This window comes from Nocardia coffeae (assembly GCF_019890715.1).
GTDB lineage: Bacteria > Actinomycetota > Actinomycetes > Mycobacteriales > Mycobacteriaceae > Nocardia > Nocardia jiangxiensis.
Map to the genome: position 1 here is coordinate 1,330,902 of NZ_JAINZY010000001.1, position 20,017 is coordinate 1,350,918.

At 68.2% G+C, this 20,017-nt stretch carries 17 protein-coding genes; 8 read left to right on the forward strand and 9 right to left on the reverse strand.

Going from position 1 to position 20,017, the window contains the following annotated elements:
• Nucleotides 1–76 precede the first annotated feature (76 nt).
• Nucleotides 77–1,189 carry an FAD-dependent monooxygenase gene (locus K7711_RS05660; RefSeq protein WP_222965426.1) on the forward strand — a complete coding sequence of 371 codons (1,113 nt, stop codon included), beginning with the start codon at nt 77–79 and terminating at the stop codon, nt 1,187–1,189.
• A 131-nt stretch (nt 1,190–1,320) separates the two neighbouring features.
• On the opposite strand, the gene K7711_RS05665 is transcribed toward K7711_RS05660, so the two are convergent.
• Nucleotides 1,321–2,577 (reverse strand): ROK family protein, encoded by a 1,257-nt coding sequence (locus tag K7711_RS05665; RefSeq protein ID WP_222965428.1) that lies wholly within the window; start codon nt 2,575–2,577, stop codon nt 1,321–1,323.
• 482 nt (nt 2,578–3,059) lie between these two features.
• Between K7711_RS05665 and K7711_RS05670 the strand changes: the two genes are divergently transcribed.
• The 7 genes from K7711_RS05670 to K7711_RS05700 all read left to right on the forward strand — a co-directional run bounded on the left by K7711_RS05670 (nt 3,060) and on the right by K7711_RS05700 (nt 11,335).
• Nucleotides 3,060–3,827: a GntR family transcriptional regulator gene (locus K7711_RS05670; RefSeq protein WP_222965430.1), complete on the forward strand. Its 768-nt coding sequence runs from the start codon at nt 3,060–3,062 to the stop codon at nt 3,825–3,827.
• Nucleotides 3,828–4,055, forward strand: coding sequence for a 4Fe-4S dicluster domain-containing protein (locus K7711_RS05675; protein ID WP_153407949.1), 228 nt, complete (start codon nt 3,828–3,830; stop codon nt 4,053–4,055).
• Nucleotides 4,056–4,103: 48 nt separating this feature from the next.
• Nucleotides 4,104–5,531, forward strand: a complete 1,428-nt coding sequence (locus tag K7711_RS05680; protein ID WP_222965431.1) for an ABC transporter substrate-binding protein — start codon at nt 4,104–4,106, stop codon at nt 5,529–5,531.
• Nucleotides 5,528–6,430, forward strand: a complete 903-nt coding sequence (locus tag K7711_RS05685; RefSeq protein ID WP_308014483.1) for an ABC transporter permease — start codon at nt 5,528–5,530, stop codon at nt 6,428–6,430. Before K7711_RS05680 ends, K7711_RS05685 begins: the two co-directional genes overlap by 4 nt.
• Nucleotides 6,427–7,197, forward strand: a complete 771-nt coding sequence (locus K7711_RS05690) for an ABC transporter ATP-binding protein (RefSeq protein ID WP_222965433.1) — start codon at nt 6,427–6,429, stop codon at nt 7,195–7,197. Before K7711_RS05685 ends, K7711_RS05690 begins: the two co-directional genes overlap by 4 nt.
• A gap of 24 nt (nt 7,198–7,221) precedes the next feature.
• A complete protein-coding gene (locus K7711_RS05695) occupies nt 7,222–9,918 on the forward strand; it encodes a fumarate reductase/succinate dehydrogenase flavoprotein subunit (protein ID WP_222965435.1) in 2,697 nt (898 codons plus the stop codon).
• Between the two features lie 196 nt (nt 9,919–10,114).
• Complete coding sequence (locus K7711_RS05700; RefSeq protein WP_222965437.1) at nt 10,115–11,335, forward strand: arylsulfotransferase family protein; 1,221 nt, start codon at nt 10,115–10,117, stop codon at nt 11,333–11,335.
• 69 nt (nt 11,336–11,404) lie between these two features.
• Here K7711_RS05700 and K7711_RS05705 read toward each other — a convergent pair whose 3' ends face one another.
• The 8 genes from K7711_RS05705 to K7711_RS05740 all read right to left on the reverse strand — a co-directional run bounded on the left by K7711_RS05705 (nt 11,405) and on the right by K7711_RS05740 (nt 19,862).
• Nucleotides 11,405–12,553 (reverse strand): LLM class flavin-dependent oxidoreductase, encoded by a 1,149-nt coding sequence (locus K7711_RS05705; RefSeq protein ID WP_222965439.1) that lies wholly within the window; start codon nt 12,551–12,553, stop codon nt 11,405–11,407.
• Complete coding sequence (locus K7711_RS05710) at nt 12,550–13,356, reverse strand: DUF1684 domain-containing protein (RefSeq protein ID WP_222965441.1); 807 nt, start codon at nt 13,354–13,356, stop codon at nt 12,550–12,552. The genes K7711_RS05705 and K7711_RS05710 overlap by 4 nt, the downstream gene beginning before the upstream one ends.
• A complete protein-coding gene (locus K7711_RS05715; protein ID WP_222965443.1) occupies nt 13,353–14,987 on the reverse strand; it encodes a dipeptide ABC transporter ATP-binding protein in 1,635 nt (544 codons plus the stop codon). Before K7711_RS05715 ends, K7711_RS05710 begins: the two co-directional genes overlap by 4 nt.
• Nucleotides 14,988–14,991: 4 nt before the next feature.
• The gene (locus K7711_RS05720) at nt 14,992–15,882 is read right to left on the reverse strand and encodes an ABC transporter permease (RefSeq protein ID WP_222965445.1); all 891 of its coding nucleotides are present in this window, start codon (nt 15,880–15,882) and stop codon (nt 14,992–14,994) included.
• Between the two features lie 100 nt (nt 15,883–15,982).
• Nucleotides 15,983–16,993: an ABC transporter permease gene (locus tag K7711_RS05725; RefSeq protein ID WP_222965447.1), complete on the reverse strand. Its 1,011-nt coding sequence runs from the start codon at nt 16,991–16,993 to the stop codon at nt 15,983–15,985.
• On the reverse strand, nt 16,990–18,063 hold the full coding sequence (locus tag K7711_RS05730; RefSeq protein WP_222965449.1) for an LLM class flavin-dependent oxidoreductase: 1,074 nt from the start codon (nt 18,061–18,063) through the stop codon (nt 16,990–16,992). Before K7711_RS05730 ends, K7711_RS05725 begins: the two co-directional genes overlap by 4 nt.
• Nucleotides 18,064–18,096: 33 nt before the next feature.
• Complete coding sequence (locus K7711_RS05735) at nt 18,097–18,846, reverse strand: amino acid ABC transporter ATP-binding protein (RefSeq protein WP_222966734.1); 750 nt, start codon at nt 18,844–18,846, stop codon at nt 18,097–18,099.
• Between the two features lie 74 nt (nt 18,847–18,920).
• The gene (locus K7711_RS05740; RefSeq protein WP_222965451.1) at nt 18,921–19,862 is read right to left on the reverse strand and encodes an amino acid ABC transporter permease; all 942 of its coding nucleotides are present in this window, start codon (nt 19,860–19,862) and stop codon (nt 18,921–18,923) included.
• Between the last annotated feature and the right edge of the window lie 155 nt (nt 19,863–20,017).

Sequence of the window (20,017 nt, forward strand, 5' to 3'; positions counted from 1 at the left end):
TGGACGATTTTCTTCCGCTTAGTGTACCGTGGATTAAGCGGACGATACTCGTCCACTTAATGCGGAGGTTTCCGATATGAACAAGAGCGTGCTGATCTCCGGCGCTGGAGTGGCCGGTTCGACATTGGCGTATTGGCTTGCGCGAGAAGGATTCACGGTGACCGTCGCGGAGCGCGCGGCTGGGCAGCGCTCCAGCGGCAACCCGGTCGACGTCAAGGGCCCCGCGCTCGAGGTGGTCGAGCAGATGGGGATCGCCCCCAGGCTGCGAGCCGCCGCGACGGCGGTGCGGCGGATCGCCTTCCTCGACGGGGCGGGGAACGAGCGGGCATCGATGAACTTGAACTCGATACAGGGTTCGGCCGACGGTCGCGAAATCGAGATCGCCCGAGCCGATCTCGCCGCGGCGCTGCTCGCTACCGCGCAGGACGAGGCCGAGATCCGCTGGAACGACACGATCACCGGGCTCACCCAGCGCGCGGACGGGGTCGAGGTCACCTTCGAACACGGTGCGCCCGCCCGGTTCGATCTGGTCGTCGGGGCGGACGGACTGCACTCGGGCGTGCGGCGGCTGACCTTCGGACCCGAGCAGGAGTTCATCCGGCACATGGGCATGTTCGTGGCCACCCTGCCGGTGGACCGCACCCTCGCCGGTGCTCACGCCGTGGCCATGTACAACGCGCCCGGCCGATCCTTCAGCGTGCATCCGGCACACGGAATTCCGTTGGCGGCGTTCATCTTCCGGCACGCACCGGTACCCGGCTTCGATCCCCGCGATCCCGCCGCGCACAAGCGCCTGGTCACCGAGACGTACCGCGGCCGGCTGGGCATGTTCGAGGATTTCCTCGACCAGGTCGCCGACGCCGAGGACATGTACTTCGACTCGGTCAGCCAGGTCCGCCTGCCGTCCTGGACGAACGGCCGCGTCAGCCTGATCGGCGACGCCGCGTCGAGCCTGTCCCTGTTCGGCGACGGCTCCACCCTCGCCATCGCCGCCGCACACACCCTCGCCGAGGAACTCGCCCGCACCCCCGACGACCAGTCCGCGGCCCTACGCCGCTACGAACGCCGCCACCGCACCCTGGTGAAGCCCAAACAACGCGGCTTCATCCTCGCGAGCCAACTGCTCGTCCCCCGATCCCGCACGGCAATAGTCCTGCGCAACACCGCAGTCCGCGCCTTCGCTCACTGAGCCCAGCACCATGAAGTCACACCGAAGACGCCCGCACCGCAACTCACCTGGGTTCCGACCACCCCGAACAACGCCAACTCCGAGGCCGTGGCCCGGGTCGATTCTGGACTGAGTGGAGCGGAGGCCAGATATTACTGCCTGGTTGCGCGGCGCATTGCCGAGAGCGGATCGGCGTAGAAGACGCTGAGGGAGGTTACCGCGGCGGCGTGTTCCTGGACTCGGCCGCCGAAGCGGCTGATGCGCAGGTCGGCGGGTGGGAGGTTGGTGTTCTCCGCGAATGCCTGTGCCACGCGGTCTATTCCGGGGCGGTAGCCGGTGAATGCCTGGCCGCCCAGGACCACTCGGTCCGGGTTGAACATGTCGCGGATGAGAGCTGCTGTGCGGCCGAGGATTTCGGCGCGTTCGTCGAGCATCTCGCGCGCGGCGTCGGATCCGGAGTCGGCGGCGCGGTACAGGTCGGCGATCACCGGGCGACGCGGAGCCTCGCGACGGGGCACGATTCCGGCGCGCACGGCGCGGCCGAGGATCGCGGCCTCGCCGATGGTGGCCTCCAAGCAGCCACGACGGCCGCAGGCGCATTCGATATCGGAGCCGGTGGGCAGGTGCGCGATGGAACCGGGGCCGCTGGCCGGGGTGTGCACCCGATCGTGCAGGGTGACCGCGACCCCGGCGGTCTCCCGCGCGTAGATGTACAGGCTGCTGCCGGGGCGCTGCTGTTCACCGGGCGTGAGCAGCAGTTCCGCCGCCGCCATCGCCTCCACGTGCGCGGATATCGAAACCGGCAGATCGAGCACGGTGGCGAAGACCGCGGCGACCGGTGCGGCCTGCCAGCCCAGGCGCGGATGATCGACCAGTCCGGCGGCCGGATCGACCCGTCCGGCCAGCGCGACGCCGGTCCACAGCGGACGACGACGCGGCAGCCGATCCAGGAACGCCTTGGCACTGCGGGCGATGATGGTCAGCGCGGCATCCTGGCCGACCTGCGGGGTGGCGATATCCAACCCGCCGAGAATGCGTCCGGACAGATCCGCGGCGACGATCCGGGTCACCGTGGCCCCGATGTGCACGCCCAGCGTGGCGAAGGTGTCGGTATCGACCTCGAACGGAATGCGCGGACGTCCGACCGCCCCCGACGCGGTCAGATCGGCCCGCTCACGCAGCAGTCCGGTCGAAAGCAGCGCGGACACTTGACGATTGACCGTCGCGATGCTGGAACCCGTTGTCTGCGCGGCGGAGTCGCGGAAGATCGGACCGCGCGTCGCGGCACGCAGCACGGCGGCGGCGGGGTTGTCGGAGATACGCAGTTCGGGCGGTACCGCCGGACGCGCTGATACGACCCGGACGGGGGCGGTGGTGGTCGACGGTCGCTCGATGGTGGGGATCGTCATTTCGAATCCTTGTTGAAAAGCCCGCACGGGCGATGTTCGGCAACGACAACAAGGCAGTGAGAAGGGCCCGGACAGAACGCGACCGGCCGTCACGAACGAGCAGAAGCGGTTCTCAGCTGCGCGGCCGAGGGCAACACAGTTCGCGTTGCCGCGGCAGCCGCACACCGAGCGCAACGGTCACATAGGTGACCTGAGCGGCGTTCGGTCGGCTGGGGAACATGGTTGAGAACGTTATCATCCCATGTGTCATGGACGCCAGACCAAGCGGTCTGCATGCATTCTGCTCAGCCGGATTCCAATATCTCGGCCCGGTCGCCGGGGTGGCGCAATGGCCGAAATCACTCCCGTTTCGGCAGGCTGCCGCGATCGATGTGCGGCGCATTACCCACCGGCGCACGCACCCGGCCCGGACATCCGCCCGGGGACGCGCCGATATCCGCTTATTCTCGGAAACCGCAGGTCACAGGCGGAAGGAGGACGAGATGACGCCGCAACAGACCCCGCCGCACACCCCGATCCGCCGTGCCGATCGCGCCCGTCAGGTGGCCGACGTGCTGCGGCAGCAGATCCACGCGCAGACCTTCGCGCACACCCTGCCCAGCGAGGGTGAGCTCGCCGCCGAATTCGCGGTCTCGCGCAACACCGTGCGCGATGCCCTCGCACTGCTCAAGGACGAGGGCCTCATCGAACGCGCGCCGAAGGTGGGCACCCACATCGCGCAGCGCAAATACGAGCACGGGCTGGACGCGCTGCGCGGACTGAAGGAGACCCTGCGCGGTCACGGCGAGGTCCGCAACGACGTGCGGGTGATCACCTGGGTGACCCCGCCCCCGGCCGTCGCGCGCCGGCTGGACCTGAATCCGGGCGAACAGGCCGTGTACATCGAGCGGCTGCGTTATCTCGGCGATCTGCCGCTGAGCCTGGACCTGACCTATCTCGCGCCGGATATCGGCGCCGAGGTGATCACCCGCGAGCTGGAGACCAACGACGTGTTCGCCCTCATCGAGGAAATCGGCGGCGGCGCACTGGGTTCGGCCGATCTGGTGCTCGAGGCGATCACCGCGGACCCGCATTCCGCGGCCGCGTTGCAGATGCCCGAGGGCGGCGCGCTGCTGCTCCTGGAACGACTGACCCGGCTCGACGACGGCCGCCCGGTGGACCTCGAGTACATCCGGTTGCGCGGGGATCGAATCACCATGCGCGGCAGCCTCGTCCGGCCCGCGGAAAGCAGCGATTGGAGGCTGATCTGAATGGCCCTGGTGAACCAGCGCACAGACGTCCCGGTGACCATCGACGAATCACTGTGTATTCAGGGGTGCACCCTGTGTGTCGAGATCTGCCCGCTCGACTCGCTGGCGATCAACCCGGACAACGGCAAGGCATACATGCACGTGGACGAGTGTTGGTACTGCGGCCCGTGCGCGGCCCGCTGTCCCACCGGCGCCGTCACCGTCAACATGCCCTTCCTGCTGCGCTGATCCGCGCACCGAAATCGCCACTGCGCGAATAGCATTCCGAGGTCTTCGATGAAATACCGTCCTGCCCGCCTGATCGCGGGCTTATCAGCCGTGGCCCTGATCGCCGCGGGCTGCTCACTCGAGTCGGCCACGTCCGGGAATACCGTCCGGGTCGTGGTGGGCTATCAATCCAAGACCATCAATACCGTCACCGCCGGAACGCTGCTGCGTGCCAAGGGATTTCTCGAACAGCGCCTGGCGCGGCTGACCGCGACGGGCGGGCCGAAGTATCAGGTCGAATGGCAGGATTACGACACCGGCGCACCGATCACCGCGCAGATGGTCGCGGAGAAGATCGATATCGGCTCGATGGGCGATTATCCGCTGTTGATCAATGGTTCGCGGACCCAGGCGAGCGAGCGATCCCGCACCGAATTGGTGTCGGTCACCGGGTTTCAGCCCAAAGGCTCACTCAATATGGTTGTGGTTCCGCCGAATTCGCCGATCCGCGAGCTGAAGGAACTGGCCGGGAAGAAGGTCTCGGCGAGTGTCGGGTCGGCCGGTGACGGAACGCTGCGCCAGGGCCTGACCCGAGCCGGGATCGATCCGAAATCGGGTGTGCAGATTCTCAATCAGCAGCCGCAGATCGGCGCTTCTGCGCTGGATTCCGTTCAGGTGCAGGCACTTTCGCAGTTCGTCGCCTGGCCCGGACTGCTGGTGTTCCAGAACAAGGCCCAATTGCTCTACGACGGCGCGGAATTGAATGTGCCGACGTTCCACGGGGTCGTCGCACGGCGGGACTACGCGAAACAGCATCCGGAGGTGCTCGACGCATTCCTGCAGGCACAGCTGGACGCGACCGACTTCCTGCACACGAAGCCGGTCGAGGCCGCCGAGACGGTGTCCCACGACACCGGACTGCCGGCGGAAGTGGTGTACCTCTACAACGGCCCCGGCGGGACCACGTTCGACACTCCACTGAAACCGCAGCTCATCCAGGCTTTGAAGGGTGACATTCCGTATCTGAAGTCGATCGGTGATTTCGCGGATCTGGACGTGAACGGATTCGTCGACGACGCGCCACTGCGGAAGGCGTTCGGCGAGCGGGGCGTCGACTACGACAAGGCGGTCGCGAACTTCACCGATCCCGCGCCGGTCACGGGCACCGATCCGGTCGCGAACCGGCCGGTCACCGATCCCGCTCTGGCCGGGGAGATCTGGTTCGACGGGCAGGACACGACCCAGCCCGCCGCCGATCCGACGAGCCTGCTGCGTGCGGTGAAAACCGCTCGGGCGCAGGGCCGGAAGGTGCGTGCGGCCTACGTTCCCGACGCCGAGTTGGGTACGCGCTGGTTCGCCGACAAGGCGCTGTGGGTACGCGACGGGCAGACCTACCTGCCGTTCACCACACCCGCCGCGGTACAGCGTTATCTGAGTGGACATCCCGCCGGCGTTCAGCTGTCCTACGACCAGGCGATCGGCGAGGTGCAGCCGTGAACGCCCCGGTCTCCGCTCGTCTCGACGCACCCGGCGGTGGGCACGACATCATCGTGGCGACACCGTCGGCGGTCGCGACCGAATCCGACGAGGGCGCATCGGGGCGTGGCGAAGGCGGCCGGGTGTGGCGTTCGCGGGCGATCCGGCTCGTGTCCGTCGTCACGGCTATCGTCGTCTGGCAGGTGTTGACCGCCAACCACATTCGCCTCTGGGTACGTTTCGACACGCTGCCCACGGTCACCCAGATCGTGCACGCGTTCGGGCATCAGCTCGGCACCGGAACCTACTGGCTGGATCTGGGGCAATCGGTGATCCGGATCCTGAGCGGGTTCGTTCTCGCCGCGCTCGCCGGCGTGGCATCCGGTGTGGCCCTGGGACGTTCACGCCTGTTCTCCGATATTTTCGGACCGCTGACCGAGCTGGCCCGGCCCATCCCGGCGATCGCGATCGTGCCGGTGGCCATTCTACTGTTCCCCACCGACGAGGCCGGAATCGTGTTCATCACCTTCCTGGCCGCGTATTTCCCGATCATGGTCAGCACCCGGCACGCGGTGCGGGCACTGCCGGTGATCTGGGAGGATTCGGTGCGCACCCTCGGCGGCAGCCGGTGGGACGTCCTGCTTCGGGTCGTGCTGCCCGGCAGTCTGCCCGGGGTGTTCGGCGGGCTGTCGGTGGGGATCGGGGTGGCCTGGATCTGCGTGGTCTCGGCCGAAATGATCTCGGGCCGACTGGGTGTGGGCTATCGCACCTGGCAGGCGTACACGATCGTGGACTATCCGGGAGTGTTCGTCGGCATCATCACCATCGGGATGCTGGGCTTCGCGACGTCGGCGGCGGTGGAGCTGCTGGGCCGCCGCGCCACCGCCTGGCTGCCCCGGGCAGGAGCGGAGGCGAAATGAGCGAATCCCGCGGTACCGCAATGGGTCTCCAGCTGGATCGGGTCGAGCTGCGCTATTCCGGAACGCCGGTGATCAGTGAGCTGACCCTGGATATCGCACCGGGAGAGATCCTCGTGCTGACCGGGCCGTCCGGTTGCGGTAAATCGACCGTCCTGCGAGCGCTGGCAGGTCTGCTGCCCGCGCGTTCGGGTCGCGTCCTGGCCGATGGCGAACCGGTCACCGGCCCGTCCAGGGATCGCGCAATGGTGTTCCAGGACAACGCATTACTGCCCTGGCGCACGGTGCGCTCGAATATCGAACTGGCCCTGCGGCTGCGCGGCGAACCTCGGGCCGGGCGACGGATGCGCGCCGAACGGTGGATCGAGGAGGTCGGCCTGACCGGATTCGGGAAGTATCTGCCCAAGGACCTGTCCGGCGGTATGCGCCAGCGTGTGCAACTCGCCCGCGGCCTGGCCGGCGCACCCCGCGCGGTGCTGATGGACGAACCGTTCGGCGCACTGGACGCGCCCACCCGGGCCACCATGCAGCGCCTGCTCGTGGACACCTGGCGAGCACATCCGACCACCGTCGTATTCGTCACGCACGACGTGGACGAGGCGCTGCTGCTGGGCGATCGGATCGCCGTACTCGACCGGGCCGCCCGCCCGGTGCGGGCACTGCTGGACATTCCCCGGCCCCGCGATCCGGACGTCGACCGCACCCGGGTGCGCACCGAAATCCTCGCCGCCCTGGATCGTTCGGACGATCTGGCCGCCGCCCATCCCTGACCATCGCCGCTTGGAGCACCGCTGATGAAGATTCCCGACTTGGCCGACACCGTCCGGCTCGACTGCGATGTCCTGGTGATCGGCGGCGGCACCGCCGGAACCATGGCCGCACTCACCGCGGCGGAAAACGGCGCGAACGTGCTGCTGCTGGAGAAGGCGCACGTGCGGCACTCCGGTGCGCTGGCGATGGGGATGGACGGGGTCAACAATGCCGTGGTTCCCGGTAAGGCCGAACCGGAGGACTACGTCGCCGAGATCACCCGGGCCAACGACGGAATCGTCAACCAGCGCACCATCTATCAGACCGCGACCCGCGGTTTCGCCATGGTGCAGCGGCTCGAACGATACGGAGTGAAATTCGAGAAGGACGCCTACGGCGAATACGCGGTGCGGCGGGTGCATCGCTCCGGGTCCTACGTCCTGCCGATGCCCGAGGGCAAGGACGTCAAGAAGGCGCTGTATCGCGTACTGCGGCAACGCAAGATGCGCGAGAAGATCCGGATCGAGAACCGGCTGATGCCGGTGCGGGTGCTCACCGACGGCGGGCGCGCGGTCGGTGCGGCCGCATTGAACACGCGCACCGGGGAATTCGTCGCCGTCGGCGCGAAGGCGGTGATCCTGGCGACCGGACCGTGCGGACGGCTGGGTCTGCCGGCCTCGGGATATCTGTATGGCACGTACGAGAATCCGACCAATGCCGGTGACGGGTATTCGATGGCCTATCACGCGGGCGCGGAGCTCTCGGGTATCGAATGTTTCCAGATCAACCCGCTGATCAAGGATTACAACGGTCCGGCGTGTGCGTATGTCGCCAATCCGTTCGGCGGCTATCAGGTGAATGCCGGCGGTGAGCGGTTCGTGGACTCGGACTACTGGTCCGGGCAGATGATGAGCGAGGTCAAGCACGAGATCGAGTCCGCCCGGGGGCCGATCTATCTGAAGGTCTCGCACCTGCCCGACGAGACGCTCACCGCGCTGGAAGGGATTCTGCACACCACCGAGCGGCCCACCCGCGGCACCTTCCACGCCAACCGCGGTCACGACTACCGGACCCACGACATCGAGATGCACATCTCCGAGATCGGTTTGTGCAGTGGGCATTCCGCGTCCGGCGTCTGGGTGGACGAGCATGCCCGCACGACCGTGCCCGGACTGTACGCGGCCGGGGATCTGGCCTGCGTCCCGCACAACTACATGATCGGCGCGTTCGTCTACGGCGATCTGGCCGGGGAGCACGCGGCGAGTACTCGCGCTGATATCGCTGCGCCGCAGGAACTTCCGGCCGGTCAGCTGGCCGACGCTCACGAACTGGTGTACCGGCCGCTGCGCGATCCGGACGGTCCGCCGCAGCAACAGGTGGAGTACAAACTCCGCCGCTTCGTCAACGACTATGTGGCGCCGCCGAAAACGGCGACGAAGCTGTCCCTGGCGATCGAGACGTTCGACCGGATGAGCCGGGAGATCGCCGAGATGGGCGCGACCACCCCGCACGAGCTGATGCGTTGTGCGGAGGTGAGTTTCATCCGCGACTGCGCCGAGATGGCGGCGCGCTCCTCGCTGACCCGCACCGAATCCCGCTGGGGTCTCTACCACGAGCGCGCCGATCTGCCCGAGCGCGACGACGAGCAATGGCACTACCACCTGAATCTGCGCAAGGGCGCGGACGGGGCGATGGAATTCCTGAAACGCCCTGTCGCACCGTATTTCGTGCCGGTGCCCGAACTCGCCGGACGATTCAGCGGATCACAGGTCGCCGAATCCGTGACACAACCAGGTCTGATCACCGGCCCGCCCCGCACGGCCGCGACGGACGCGAGCGTCGCACGGGCGCACACCGCGGCGATCGATACCGACACCGCCGCCGAGGTCGCGCCCGCCATCGCGCAGTTGCTCGGTCTGGACGCGCCCTCGCTCACCGAATTGCGCTCCTTCCTGGCCGATGCCGACCCTCGCGTGCGTGCCACCGCGGTCTCGGTCCTGACCGAGGGCACACCGGACGGATTCGCCGACGCCCTGATCGCCGCGCTCGCCGATCCGGCCGCCGCGGTCCGTGCCGCCGCCCTGGCCGGACTTCGGGAGCTGGTCGAAATCCTGCCTGCCACCACAGGTCTGGCCGAACATGCCGGGTCACCGGATCCGCTCGTGCGGGCCGGTGTGGTGGATCTGCTGCGGGCGCTGCGAGCGGGTTCGGCCGAACTGTTCGGCAAGGCCGTGGTGGACGAGGATCACCGCGTGCGGATCGAAGGTGTGCGCGCCCTGGTCTCGATCGACGACTGGACCGCCCTGGCCGCCACCGCACACGACGAGAACCGCGAGGTCCGCATCGCCGCCGCCCAGGGCCTGGCCACCGTCGGACAGGGCGGCGCGGACACCGTGCGCGACCTGGCCGCGGACCGCGATCCCCTGGTCCGCGCCGCCGCCCTGGCCGCGCTGTCCCGACTCGGCGACCCCGCCGACGCCCCCGTCCTCACCACCGCCCTCACCGATTCGGCCTGGCAGATCCGCGAGGGCGCGGTCCGCGGCTGGACCGCCCTGGGTCCCGACCTGGCCGCGGACCCCCTGCGCACCGTCCTGTCCGACCCGCACCCCGACGTCCGCAAGGCCGCGGTCCTCACCCTCGGTCTCTGGCCCGACAACGCCGCCGCCCGCGACGCACTCCGCCAGGCCGTCGACGATTCCGACGCCGACGTGCGGGCATATGCCCGTCGCGCCCTGGGCTGACCCGGCATTCCGCGTCGCGGACCTGCCGTGGCAGGGCATGCTCGACCGTGGGCCGTTAGCGGGTCGACACACCGGAACATGCTGTGCAGGTTCGGGGTCCGCTCATCGTCGGCCTACGCTGCGTGTCACAGAGTGACCACAGAAACAGGGGGTACTCTCCCGCCCGCATCCATTCATTAGCCTGGCTAGGAATCATATGATACGGAATTCGCACCATATCCGACGCGGCGCCGCCGCTCTGGCCGCGGCCGCCGTCGGCCTCGGGACCGCACTCGCTCCGTCGGCCGCCGCTGCGCCACTGCCGAGTGTGCCGGTGGGCGCGCTGAATTACACGGTCGATGTGAACAAGCCCGGCGCGAGTCCGGGATACATCTACTACACCAGCGGTGTCAGTGCGGCCGCGCTGGTGCCGGGGCTCGGGCAGGCGCTGTCGAATGTGCCGCAGGCCGCACCCGGCAACGTGGTGATGGACAAATCCGGTCACGAGGTCTGGCGGTACACCCCGCCCAAGGGCCAGGACGTGTCGAACTTCCGGACCCAGACCTATCAGGGCAAGCGGGTGCTGACCTGGTGGCAGGGCAGCACCGTCGGCGGGCACGGCACGGGCACCGACCACATCGCCGACGAACACGGCCACGTCATCGAAACGCTCAGTGCCGGAGACGGTTTGAATTCGGATGTGCACGAGTTCCGGCTGACCCCCGACGGCCGCGCGCTGATCACCGCGTACCGGGAGGTCGACGCGGATCTCAGTGCGATCGGCGGCCCCAAGAACGGCAAGATGTACGACACCGTCGCCTCGGTGGTCGACGTCGCCACCAAGAAGGTGCTGTTCCAGTGGAGTGCGGCCCAGCACGTCCCGCTCACCGACACCACCGCGAGCACCTCCTCACCGGGTTCCGCGGTCTACGACCCGTTCCACATGAATTCGATCGCGCTGGATCCCCAGGGGAATCTGGTCATCTCGATGCGCGACACCTCCGCGGTGTACGACGTCGACATCCACACCGGGAAGATCCGCTGGCAGCTCGGCGGTAAGCATTCCACCCTCGCCCTGGGTCCGGGCGTGCAGTTCGCCTTCCAGCACGACGCCGAATTCGACGGCCCCGATACGATCCGGCTGTTCAACGACAATTCCAGCGGTCAGCAGACGCTGGGCGTGTCGAGTGTGCAGTGGATCCACGTGGACCCCGCGGCACATCGGGCGACGTTGGTGCGCAACCAGATTCACCCGAGCAACCTGGTCGCTCCGGCGATGGGCAACGCGCAGGGCCTGCCGGGCGGCAATACGCTGGTGGGCTGGGGTATGGCCCCGCACATCTCGGAGTTCACTCGCTCCGGCGCGCTGGTCTACGACGTCGCGCTGCCGATGGGCACCTACCGCGCCTACCTCGAGGACTGGGCTCCCACGAAATAGCCCCTGGCGCAGGCGTTTCCGCCGCCCGTCACCGATGCGTGGCGGGCGGCTCCGCGTTGCGCCCGGGGATCAGGCCGCGCGCACGTGCGACAACCCCCACTCCTGCGCGAGCAGGCGGTGCGAGGTGAGCCGGTCCTCCTGACGGTGGGTGACGCTGGTGATCACGAGCTCGTCCGCGCCGGTCAGCTGCTGGAGCGCGGTCAGGCGGGCGGTCACCTCGGCGGGGGTGCCGGCGAACTGCGTGGTGATCCGATCCCGCACCAGACGTTGTTGCTGCTCGGACAGCGGCTGCGCGGTATCGGGGTCCTGATATTCGGCCGCGCCCGCACCACTGCGGATGCTGTACACCCAGTGCCCGTAGGTGGAGGCGAGATGTTCGGCCGTCGCATGATCCGGCGCGACGACGACGTCCGCGGACACCACCAGATACGGCTTCGGGTAGCGGGCAGAGGGTCGGAACGATTCCCGGTATGCCGCAACGGTTTCCAGAATCGTGCCCGGGGAGACATGGTAGTTCGCCGCGAAGGGCAGTCCCAGCCGTCCGGCCAGCCGCGCGCTCTCCCCGCCACTGCTGCCGAACAACCACAGTTCGATCTGCGCGTCCTCACCCGGAACAGCGTGCAGCACAACGCCTTCGCTGGATCGATACCCGCTGTCCAGGAAGGCGCGAATCTGCTCTACCTGTTCGGTGTAGTCCAGCGGACGTGCACCGGGCAGCGTCAGCGCCCGCAGCCCGGCCTGGAGACGAACGGTGTCCAGCAACTGTCCCGGGCTGAACGGCGGCGGGATCACCACCCCGTCGCGCACCTGGATGGGCCGTTCGGGGGCGTGCACGGGTGGCACGCCCGCCGAACGAATCTGATCGGCGCGATGTCCCGACCGGCCCAGACCGAGATCCAGGCGGCCCGGATACAGCGCATCGATCGTCCCGAACGCCTCCACCACCGAGGCCGACGCGTGATGCCCCAGCTGCACCGCCGCCGAGCCCACCCGGATCGTCTCGGTGGCCGCCGCGATCAGCCCGATCAACGTCACCGGTGACGAACTCGCCACCCGCACGAAATGATGTTCCGCCACCCAGAACCGCCGATACCCCCACGCCTCGGCGCGCTGGGCCAACTCGATCGTGTTCCGAATCGCTTGGCGCGGTGTGGATCCCGCACTGACCGGAGACAGGTCCAGAACCGACAGCGGGACGCGCCCGCCCGAGACCGTCACGACCGCACCTCCCGCCGCGGATCGCGCTCGCCCGCTTCGACGGCCACGCCGAGCCGGTTCTCCGGCGGCGCGACCGGGCAGGTCGCGTAATCGGTGAAGGCGCAGGGCAGATTCTGTGCGCGATTGAAGTCCAGCCGCACCGAATTGTCGGACCCGGGCGTCCCGATCGGCAGCAACCGGGCGCCGGGATAGGTGCTCACACCGCTGGTGCCATCGGTGAACAGCAGTCGCAGACCGGTTTTCGGGTCGCCGAAGGCCACGACCGTATGCTCCGCCCCGCCGAGGGTGAAGCGCACGGTGCCCGCCGCCGGATGATGGTGTTCCAGCCCCTCGACCACCGCACCCGTGGTGACGGTGCGGGCGGTGCCGTAGGGAGTGAATTCGCCCGCGGCCACCCAGCGCGAATCCGGTGCGAAGGCGGGAATCTCGGTGAACGCTGCCAGAGCGGGGGCAGCCGGATCGTGGATGCGCAGCGCGAACTGCCCGGTGCGGCGGATCACCTCGACGACGCGGTCGCCGACGCGCACCTCGATGCCGGGCGCGCCCTCCCCCGGGGTCAGCGTGGTGCGGCCGGTGAGCGCCAGCCCGTCCAGAACATATCCGTCGCTGGAATCGGCTGTCACCACCACGGTTTCACCGTCGACGCGCCAGCGGCCGGGCAGACTCTCGAGGTTCTCCTCGGCCTCGCCCAGCCAGTGCAATCCGGTCAGGCTCAACCAGCCCAGCGGCTCCCGGGCCCACGCCTCGCGTTCGGCATGCCAAGCACGCCACTGCTGTTCGAATTCGGTGATCGCCGTGGTCATGGGACAGGTACTCCTTCACGGTGGGTGAGCTTCTCGGACGAGTCCCGTCCGCCCGGGACGGCCGAGAGCAGCTCGCGGGTGTATTCGTGTGCCGGTTGGTCGAACAGTGCTGCGGTACGCGCTGTTTCGACGATGCGACCGGCTCGCATCACCGCGACACGGTCACTGACCCGCCGCACCACGGCCAGGTCGTGGGAGATGAACAGGTAGCTCAGTGACAGTTCGCTTTGCAGGCGTTCGAGCAGTTCGAGGATCTGCGCCTGCACCGAGACGTCCAGCGCGGAAACCGGTTCGTCGAGCACCACGAGTTCCGGGCGCAGGGCCAGCGCACGGGCGATCGCCACCCGCTGACGCTGCCCGCCGGACAGCTCGGCGGGCAGCCGATCCCGGTGGTCCGGCGGTAGGGCCACCTGCTCGAGCAGTTCGCCGACCTGCTCGCGCCGCGTCCGCCGATCGCCGATTCCGAAGGCCCGCAACGGTTCCGCGATACTCTGCCCGATGCTCAGCTTGGGATTCAGCGACGCGTACGGATTCTGATAGACGACCTGGACCCGTCGCCGGAACTCGCGCAGCCGTGCACCGCGCAGCCCGCCGACCTCCCGGCCGTCGAAGGTGATCGTGCCCGCATCGGGTCGTTCGAGCAGCGTCAGGATTCGAGCGGAGGTGCTCTTGCCGGAGCCGGATTCACCTACCAGCGCGAGGGTTTCGCCGCGATCGATGTACATCGTGACGTCGTCGACAGCGGTGAGCCTGCCGTGCGCACCGGTCCGGAAGGTACGGCGAAGTCCGGTGGCCGACAGCAGCGGCGTCGCGGCTCGAGGTCGGAACGGTCGGGTCGGCGCGTCCAGTGTCGGGACCGAATCCAGTAGCCGCCGTGTGTATTCGTGCCGGGGATTGCCGAGAACCTCAGCGGTATCCCCGAATTCGACGATCTCACCGCGACGCATCACCACGATGCGGTCCGCGCGGTCGGCCGCGACGCCCAGATCGTGGGTGATCAGCAGGACCGCGGTACCGGATTCGGCGGTGCGTGCGGCGAGATGGTCCAGGATGCGGCGCTGCACGGTGACGTCCAGCGCACTGGTCGGCTCGTCGGCGATCACCAGCTCCGGGCCGCAGGCCAGGGCGATGCCGATCAGCACCCGCTGACGCTGCCCGCCCGAGAGGTCCTGCGGATATTGGCGCGCACGCAGCTCCGGGCGATCCAGTCCGGCCGCGGCGAGAATCTCCACCGCTCGCGCTCGCGCCGTACGGCGGTCCGCGCGGCCGTGGATGCGCAAGGCTTCGGCCACCTGATCGCCGATGCGCAGCACCGGATTCAGCGAGACGCCCGGATCCTGTGGCACCAACCCGATCCGCGCGCCACGGATGGCGCGCAGATATCTCGGGGAGGCGTCATCGATCCGTTCGCCCGCGAAGGTGATCCGGCCGCCGGTCACCGTGCCGCCGCCGAGCAATCCGATCACCGCATGCGCGAAAGTCGATTTGCCCGAACCGGATTCACCGACCAAGGCGACGGTCTCCCCCTGCGAGACCGTCAGCGAAGCACCGGCGACGGCGACGACCGGCCCGCCGCTGCCGGAGTATTCCACCCGCAGATCCTGTACCCGCAACAATGTTTCGTCGCTCATGCCGTCACTCCGTCTTTCCCCAGATACTGCCCAGCCGCTGCGCGGACAGGACGACCGCGACGATGACCAGTCCGGGGAACGTCGTCATCCACCACGCGGTGGCCAGGTAGTCGCGGCCGTCGGCGATCAGCGATCCCCATTCCGGCGTCGGCGGGCGCGCACCGTAGCCGAGGAAACTCAGCGAGGACACCGCCAGGACGGCGACCCCGAATTCCACCGCCACCAGCGCGGCGACCGGCGCGTACGCATTGCGCAGCACATGCCGCACCAGCACGCCGGGCCAGCGCACACCGGCGGCGAAGGCCGCCTCCACGTACGGCGCGCGGCGCACGCGGACCACCTCGGCCCGCATCACCCGGGCGAAGGTGGGGACCAGCGCGACACCGACCGCGATCGCGACGTTGCGGGTCCCGAAGCCAAGGGCGGTGACCAGCACCAGTGCGCTGAGCAGCTCCGGAATCGACAGCAGCACATCGACCAGCCGCATGATCGCGGCGTCGACCCGGCCGCCGATCGCCCCGGCGAGCAGACCCAGCAGCGAGCCCGCGAGCAACCCGATCAGCACCGCGAAAACTGTTGCGGTGACCGATAGTTCGGTGGCGTGCACCACGCGGGTATACAGATCACGCCCCAGATTGTCGGTACCGAACCAGTGCCGCGCGCTGGGTCCGCGCAATTTCTCCGCCGGAACGCCGCGCAGCGGATCGGCTCCGGCGAACAGCGACGGAACCACCGCCCAGCCGAGCACGAAAAGCAGCACGATCGATGGCAGCGCCACCGGCCGACCGGAGGTCAGCAGTGCGCACGCGTCCGGAGCGAACCGCCGCACCGGACGCGGCTCGACATCCGCTTCATCGGACCGGAAAACCGTTGTGCCGCTGAGTCCTTCGCTCATATTTGCACCTCGCTGACGCTCCGCCTCGACGTCTGCGGCCAAGACCCCGGCACGTTGCTCCCACAAGCGCGATGCGCACCGGGTCGACTCGCTCGTGAACTCATCCGGATATTTCCTGCCGTTCGGTCTCCGCTTGGTTGTCGCCGGAATTCCGTGGCTCATTCGTGCGCACACGCCGGAACTCCTGTCGCACACGGGGATCCACGATCGGCTGAATCAGGTCGACCACGAGATTGACCACCGCGAAGGCCAGTGCGGTCAGCATCACCACGCCCTGTACGACCGGAATGTCCTCGGCGAGTACGGCGGTCTGGGTCAACCGGCCGATTCCGGCGCGCGAGAACACCGTCTCCACGACCACCGATCCGGCCAATACCGTGCCGACCCAGACGCCGGACACGGCCAGCGCCGGGGCCAGCGCGGGTCGCAGCACATGATGTATCTGCACCCACCAGCGCGAGGCGCCCTTGGCGAACGCCACCTCGACGAAGGGTTGTCGCCACACCCCGACCAGACCGGTGTACAGGACCTGGGCGATGACCGCGCCGACCGGGATGGCCAGGGTCACCGCGGGCAGCACGGTCCCCGCGAATCCGGTGCCGCCGAACGCCGGAACCAGTCGCAGCCGGAACGAGAACAGTTGCAGCAGAAGTAATCCCACCCAGAAAGTGGGCGCGGACGCACCGATCGGCGGTAGCGCGGTCAGTAGCCTGCGCAGCCAACGCTGTTCGGTGTAGGCCGCGGCCAGCGCGAGGGCGGTGCCGAAGACCAGCGCCAGCACCAGTGCCAGTGCCGCCAGCGCCAGCGTCGAGGGCAGTGCCTGGCCGAGCGCGGCGGTGACACTCTGACCAGTACTCAGCGAATGCCCCAGATCGCCGTGCAGCGCATGCTCGAGCGCGGTCCAATACTGTTGCCACACCGGCTTGTCCAGTCCGTACCGCGCCCGCAGCTCGGCCACGGCCGCCGGATCCACCTGCACCCCCGGATTCGCCCCGATCGCGAGTTGCACCGGATCGGCGGGCAGCAGATACAGCACACCGAAGGTGACGGTGAACGCCGCCCACAGCACACCGATCGCCTGCAACACCCGCAAGGCGACATATCGGGTCATCGAGCCGCCTCCTCGGCGAGATACCGCTGAGCACCCAGTGGTCGACTCACGATCCTCTCCCGCAGAATCGGCGCGACCTCGGCCTGGAACAGCTCGAGGCTCGCGCGATGCTGTGCGGCGGTGAGCCCGTCGCTGTCGGCGCTGAGGTGGATCGCCTCGTGCCCGAATCGCTCGTGATAGCGCAATACCTTGTCCACCACCTGTTGCGGGCTGCCGATCAGCGCGGAGCTGCGTTCGACGAAATCCTCGACGGTCTCGAAGACGATCGGGAGGCCGTGCGCACGCGCGACCTTCTGGCGCGCGGCGAAGATCGGCCGGTACGCCCGCAGCGCGTCCTGCGAATCGCGGGTCACGTAGAACCCGGCGGTCCCGGCGCCGACCAGCGCCTCGGCCGGATCGTGGCCGTGTGCGGCCCAGCGCTGCCGGTAGTGCGCGATCAGTTCGGCATACGGTTCGATGGGATTGGTGACATTGGCCGAGAACAGCGGATCACCGTGCAGGGCAGCCAATTCCACCGATTCGCGACTGGTGGCGCTGCCGTGCCAGATCCGCAGCCGCGACTGCAGCGGCCGGGGCAGCGCCTTCGCCTCGGTCAGCGAGGGCCGGAATTTACCTGCCCAGGTGACGCTTTCGCTGTCCCACAACCGGCGGAACAGCTCGTACCCCTCGCGGTTGCGCTCCCACTGATCCTGGGGCGTGACGTGGAACAGCTTCGCCTGCGCCGCACCGTTTCCCTTGCCGATGACGAGTTCGAGCCGCCCGCCCGAGAGGTTGTCCAGCGTCGAATAGTCCTCGAAGGCCCGCACCGGATCCAGCAGGCTCAAGGTGGTGACCCCGGTGAACAGCGCGATATGCGAGGTCACCGCGGCGATATGACTCAGCACCACCGGCGGTGCGGCCGAGATGAACGGATCCTCGTGCCGCTCACCGACCGCGAAGCCGTCGTACCCGAGCTCCTCGGCCAGCCGTGCACCCTCGACCACCCTGCGCAGGCGCTGCGCCGGGGTCTCGGTCGTGCCGGTCACCGGATCGGGCTGATGGGTGATGAGGGTCAGCAGCAGGAACTTCATGCGTGGCGGACCTCCGCGAGTGGGCCGATGGCGTCAGAGAACATGGGCGAGAAAGGCTTTCGTGCGCGGATGCTTCGGCTGGTCCAGCACCTGCGCGGGCGAGCCCTGCTCGACGATCCGGCCGTCGTCCATCAGCACCACGGTGTCGGCGACCTCGCGGGCGAATCCGATCTCGTGGGTGACGATCACCAGCGTGGAGCCGTCGCGGGCCAGACCGCGGATCACGTCGAGCACCTCGCCGACCAGTTCCGGATCCAGCGCGGAGGTGGGCTCGTCGAACAGCACCACGCGCGGGCGCAGGGCCAGCGCTCGCGCGATCGCCACCCGCTGCTGCTGCCCGCCGGACAGCCGGCGCGGATATTCCTGCGCCTTGTCCGCGAGCCCGACCCGGTCGAGCAGCTCGGCGGCCTCGGCCCGCGCCTGCGCACGCGGTCTGCGCTGCGCGGAAACCGGCGCCAGCGCAACGTTTTCCAGCACGGTCAGATGCGGGAACAGGTTGAAGTTCTGGAAGACGAAGCCGATCCTCGACCGCTGCCGCAGGATTTCGCGTTCGTTCAGCTCGCGCAGCACCGCACCCTTGCGGCGGTATCCGACCAGCTCGCCGCTCACCCGAACAGTGCCGGCGTCGACCTTCTCCAGATGGTTGATGGTGCGCAGCAGCGTCGACTTGCCCGAGCCCGAGGGCCCCAGGATCACCGTCACCTCCCCGGGGCGCACCGCCAGATCGATCCCGCGCAGCACCTCGTGCGGACCGAAATGCTTACGGACACCGCGTAATTCCACGGCATATCCACTCTCGGACTTCGCGGATGGGTCCGGCCGATCCGCCACTGCGCGTGCGGCGTCCACGTCTTCGGTCACTGCCGCTCCCCCGTGATCTCGTCGATCTTCGCGCGGACCCGCTGCCACGGCGTCGGCGGCAGATCCCGCTGACTGCCCTTCGCGAAATGCCGTTCGATGTAGTACTGCACCACGCTCAGCACGCTGGTGAGCACGATGTACCAGACGGTGGCCACCATGAGCAGCGGCACCACCCGGCCGTTGCGGCCGTAGATCACCTGGACCTGGTAGAACAGCTCCGCGATGGCCATCACCGAGACGATCGAGGTGCCCTTGAACAGGCTGATCACCTCGTTGGCGGCATTGGGCAGAATGCCCCGCATCGCCTGTGGCGCAACGATGGTGAAGAACTGCCGACGCCACGGCAGCCCGAGCGATTTGGCCGCCTCCAACTGTCCCGGATCCACCGAGATTATTCCGGCGCGGATGATCTCGGCCGAATAGGCCCCCTGGTGCAATGCCAACCCGATCACCGCCGCGGTGAACCCGCTGATCACGCCGTTCACGTCGAAGGTGAAAAAGGCCGGGCCGAACGGGATTCCGATCGCCATCCGCTTGTACAGGTAGGCGATGTTGAACCAGAACAGCAGTTGCACGATCAGCGGAATCGATCGGAACGCCCACACGTAGGCCCACGCGATCACCTGCAGCACAGGGATTCTCGACAATCGTGCGACCGCGACCCAGACGCCGAGCAGGAAGCCGAACAGCGTTCCCCAGAAGGTCAGTTCGAGGGTGACCCGCATCGCGGACAGTACGGACGTCGCGGTGAAGTACCGCGCGAAGGTCGGCCAGTCCCAGCCCGGATTGGTGATCAGACCGTGCGCGAACTGCGCGACCACGATCAGGGCCAGCGCGGCGACGAGCCAGCGCCACGGATGCCAGGTGCGCGCGACCGGCAGGGCCCCCTCATCGGCCTCCGGTACCGGCGGACTGTCGACAGCGGTCACCGTGCTCATGAACTCCTCCAGCGATCCCGGCGGTAGCGCTCGCACCCGGCGGCGGCGAGGCCGCTTCCTCGAAGCTAGAACAGCGGCGTCCGGCTGTCGGTACTCCTGCTCACCGTGAATTGAACTGTTGGCGGGCGCTTCCTCGGGCGCTTCCTCGGGCGAGC

What these genes read in the sequence shown, in the direction of transcription:
- K7711_RS05660 (WP_222965426.1), top strand. Translation starts at nt 77, where the DNA reads ATGAACAAGAGCGTGCTGATCTCCGGCGCTGGAGTGGCCGGTTCGACA.
- K7711_RS05665 (WP_222965428.1), bottom strand. Translation starts at nt 2,577, where the DNA reads ATGACGATCCCCACCATCGAGCGACCGTCGACCACCACCGCCCCCGTC.
- K7711_RS05670 (WP_222965430.1), top strand. Translation starts at nt 3,060, where the DNA reads ATGACGCCGCAACAGACCCCGCCGCACACCCCGATCCGCCGTGCCGAT.
- K7711_RS05675 (WP_153407949.1), top strand. Translation starts at nt 3,828, where the DNA reads ATGGCCCTGGTGAACCAGCGCACAGACGTCCCGGTGACCATCGACGAA.
- K7711_RS05680 (WP_222965431.1), top strand. Translation starts at nt 4,104, where the DNA reads ATGAAATACCGTCCTGCCCGCCTGATCGCGGGCTTATCAGCCGTGGCC.
- K7711_RS05690 (WP_222965433.1), top strand. Translation starts at nt 6,427, where the DNA reads ATGAGCGAATCCCGCGGTACCGCAATGGGTCTCCAGCTGGATCGGGTC.
- K7711_RS05695 (WP_222965435.1), top strand. Translation starts at nt 7,222, where the DNA reads ATGAAGATTCCCGACTTGGCCGACACCGTCCGGCTCGACTGCGATGTC.
- K7711_RS05700 (WP_222965437.1), top strand. Translation starts at nt 10,115, where the DNA reads ATGATACGGAATTCGCACCATATCCGACGCGGCGCCGCCGCTCTGGCC.
- K7711_RS05710 (WP_222965441.1), bottom strand. Translation starts at nt 13,356, where the DNA reads ATGACCACGGCGATCACCGAATTCGAACAGCAGTGGCGTGCTTGGCAT.
- K7711_RS05715 (WP_222965443.1), bottom strand. Translation starts at nt 14,987, where the DNA reads ATGAGCGACGAAACATTGTTGCGGGTACAGGATCTGCGGGTGGAATAC.
- K7711_RS05720 (WP_222965445.1), bottom strand. Translation starts at nt 15,882, where the DNA reads ATGAGCGAAGGACTCAGCGGCACAACGGTTTTCCGGTCCGATGAAGCG.
- K7711_RS05725 (WP_222965447.1), bottom strand. Translation starts at nt 16,993, where the DNA reads ATGACCCGATATGTCGCCTTGCGGGTGTTGCAGGCGATCGGTGTGCTG.
- K7711_RS05730 (WP_222965449.1), bottom strand. Translation starts at nt 18,063, where the DNA reads ATGAAGTTCCTGCTGCTGACCCTCATCACCCATCAGCCCGATCCGGTG.
- K7711_RS05740 (WP_222965451.1), bottom strand. Translation starts at nt 19,862, where the DNA reads ATGAGCACGGTGACCGCTGTCGACAGTCCGCCGGTACCGGAGGCCGAT.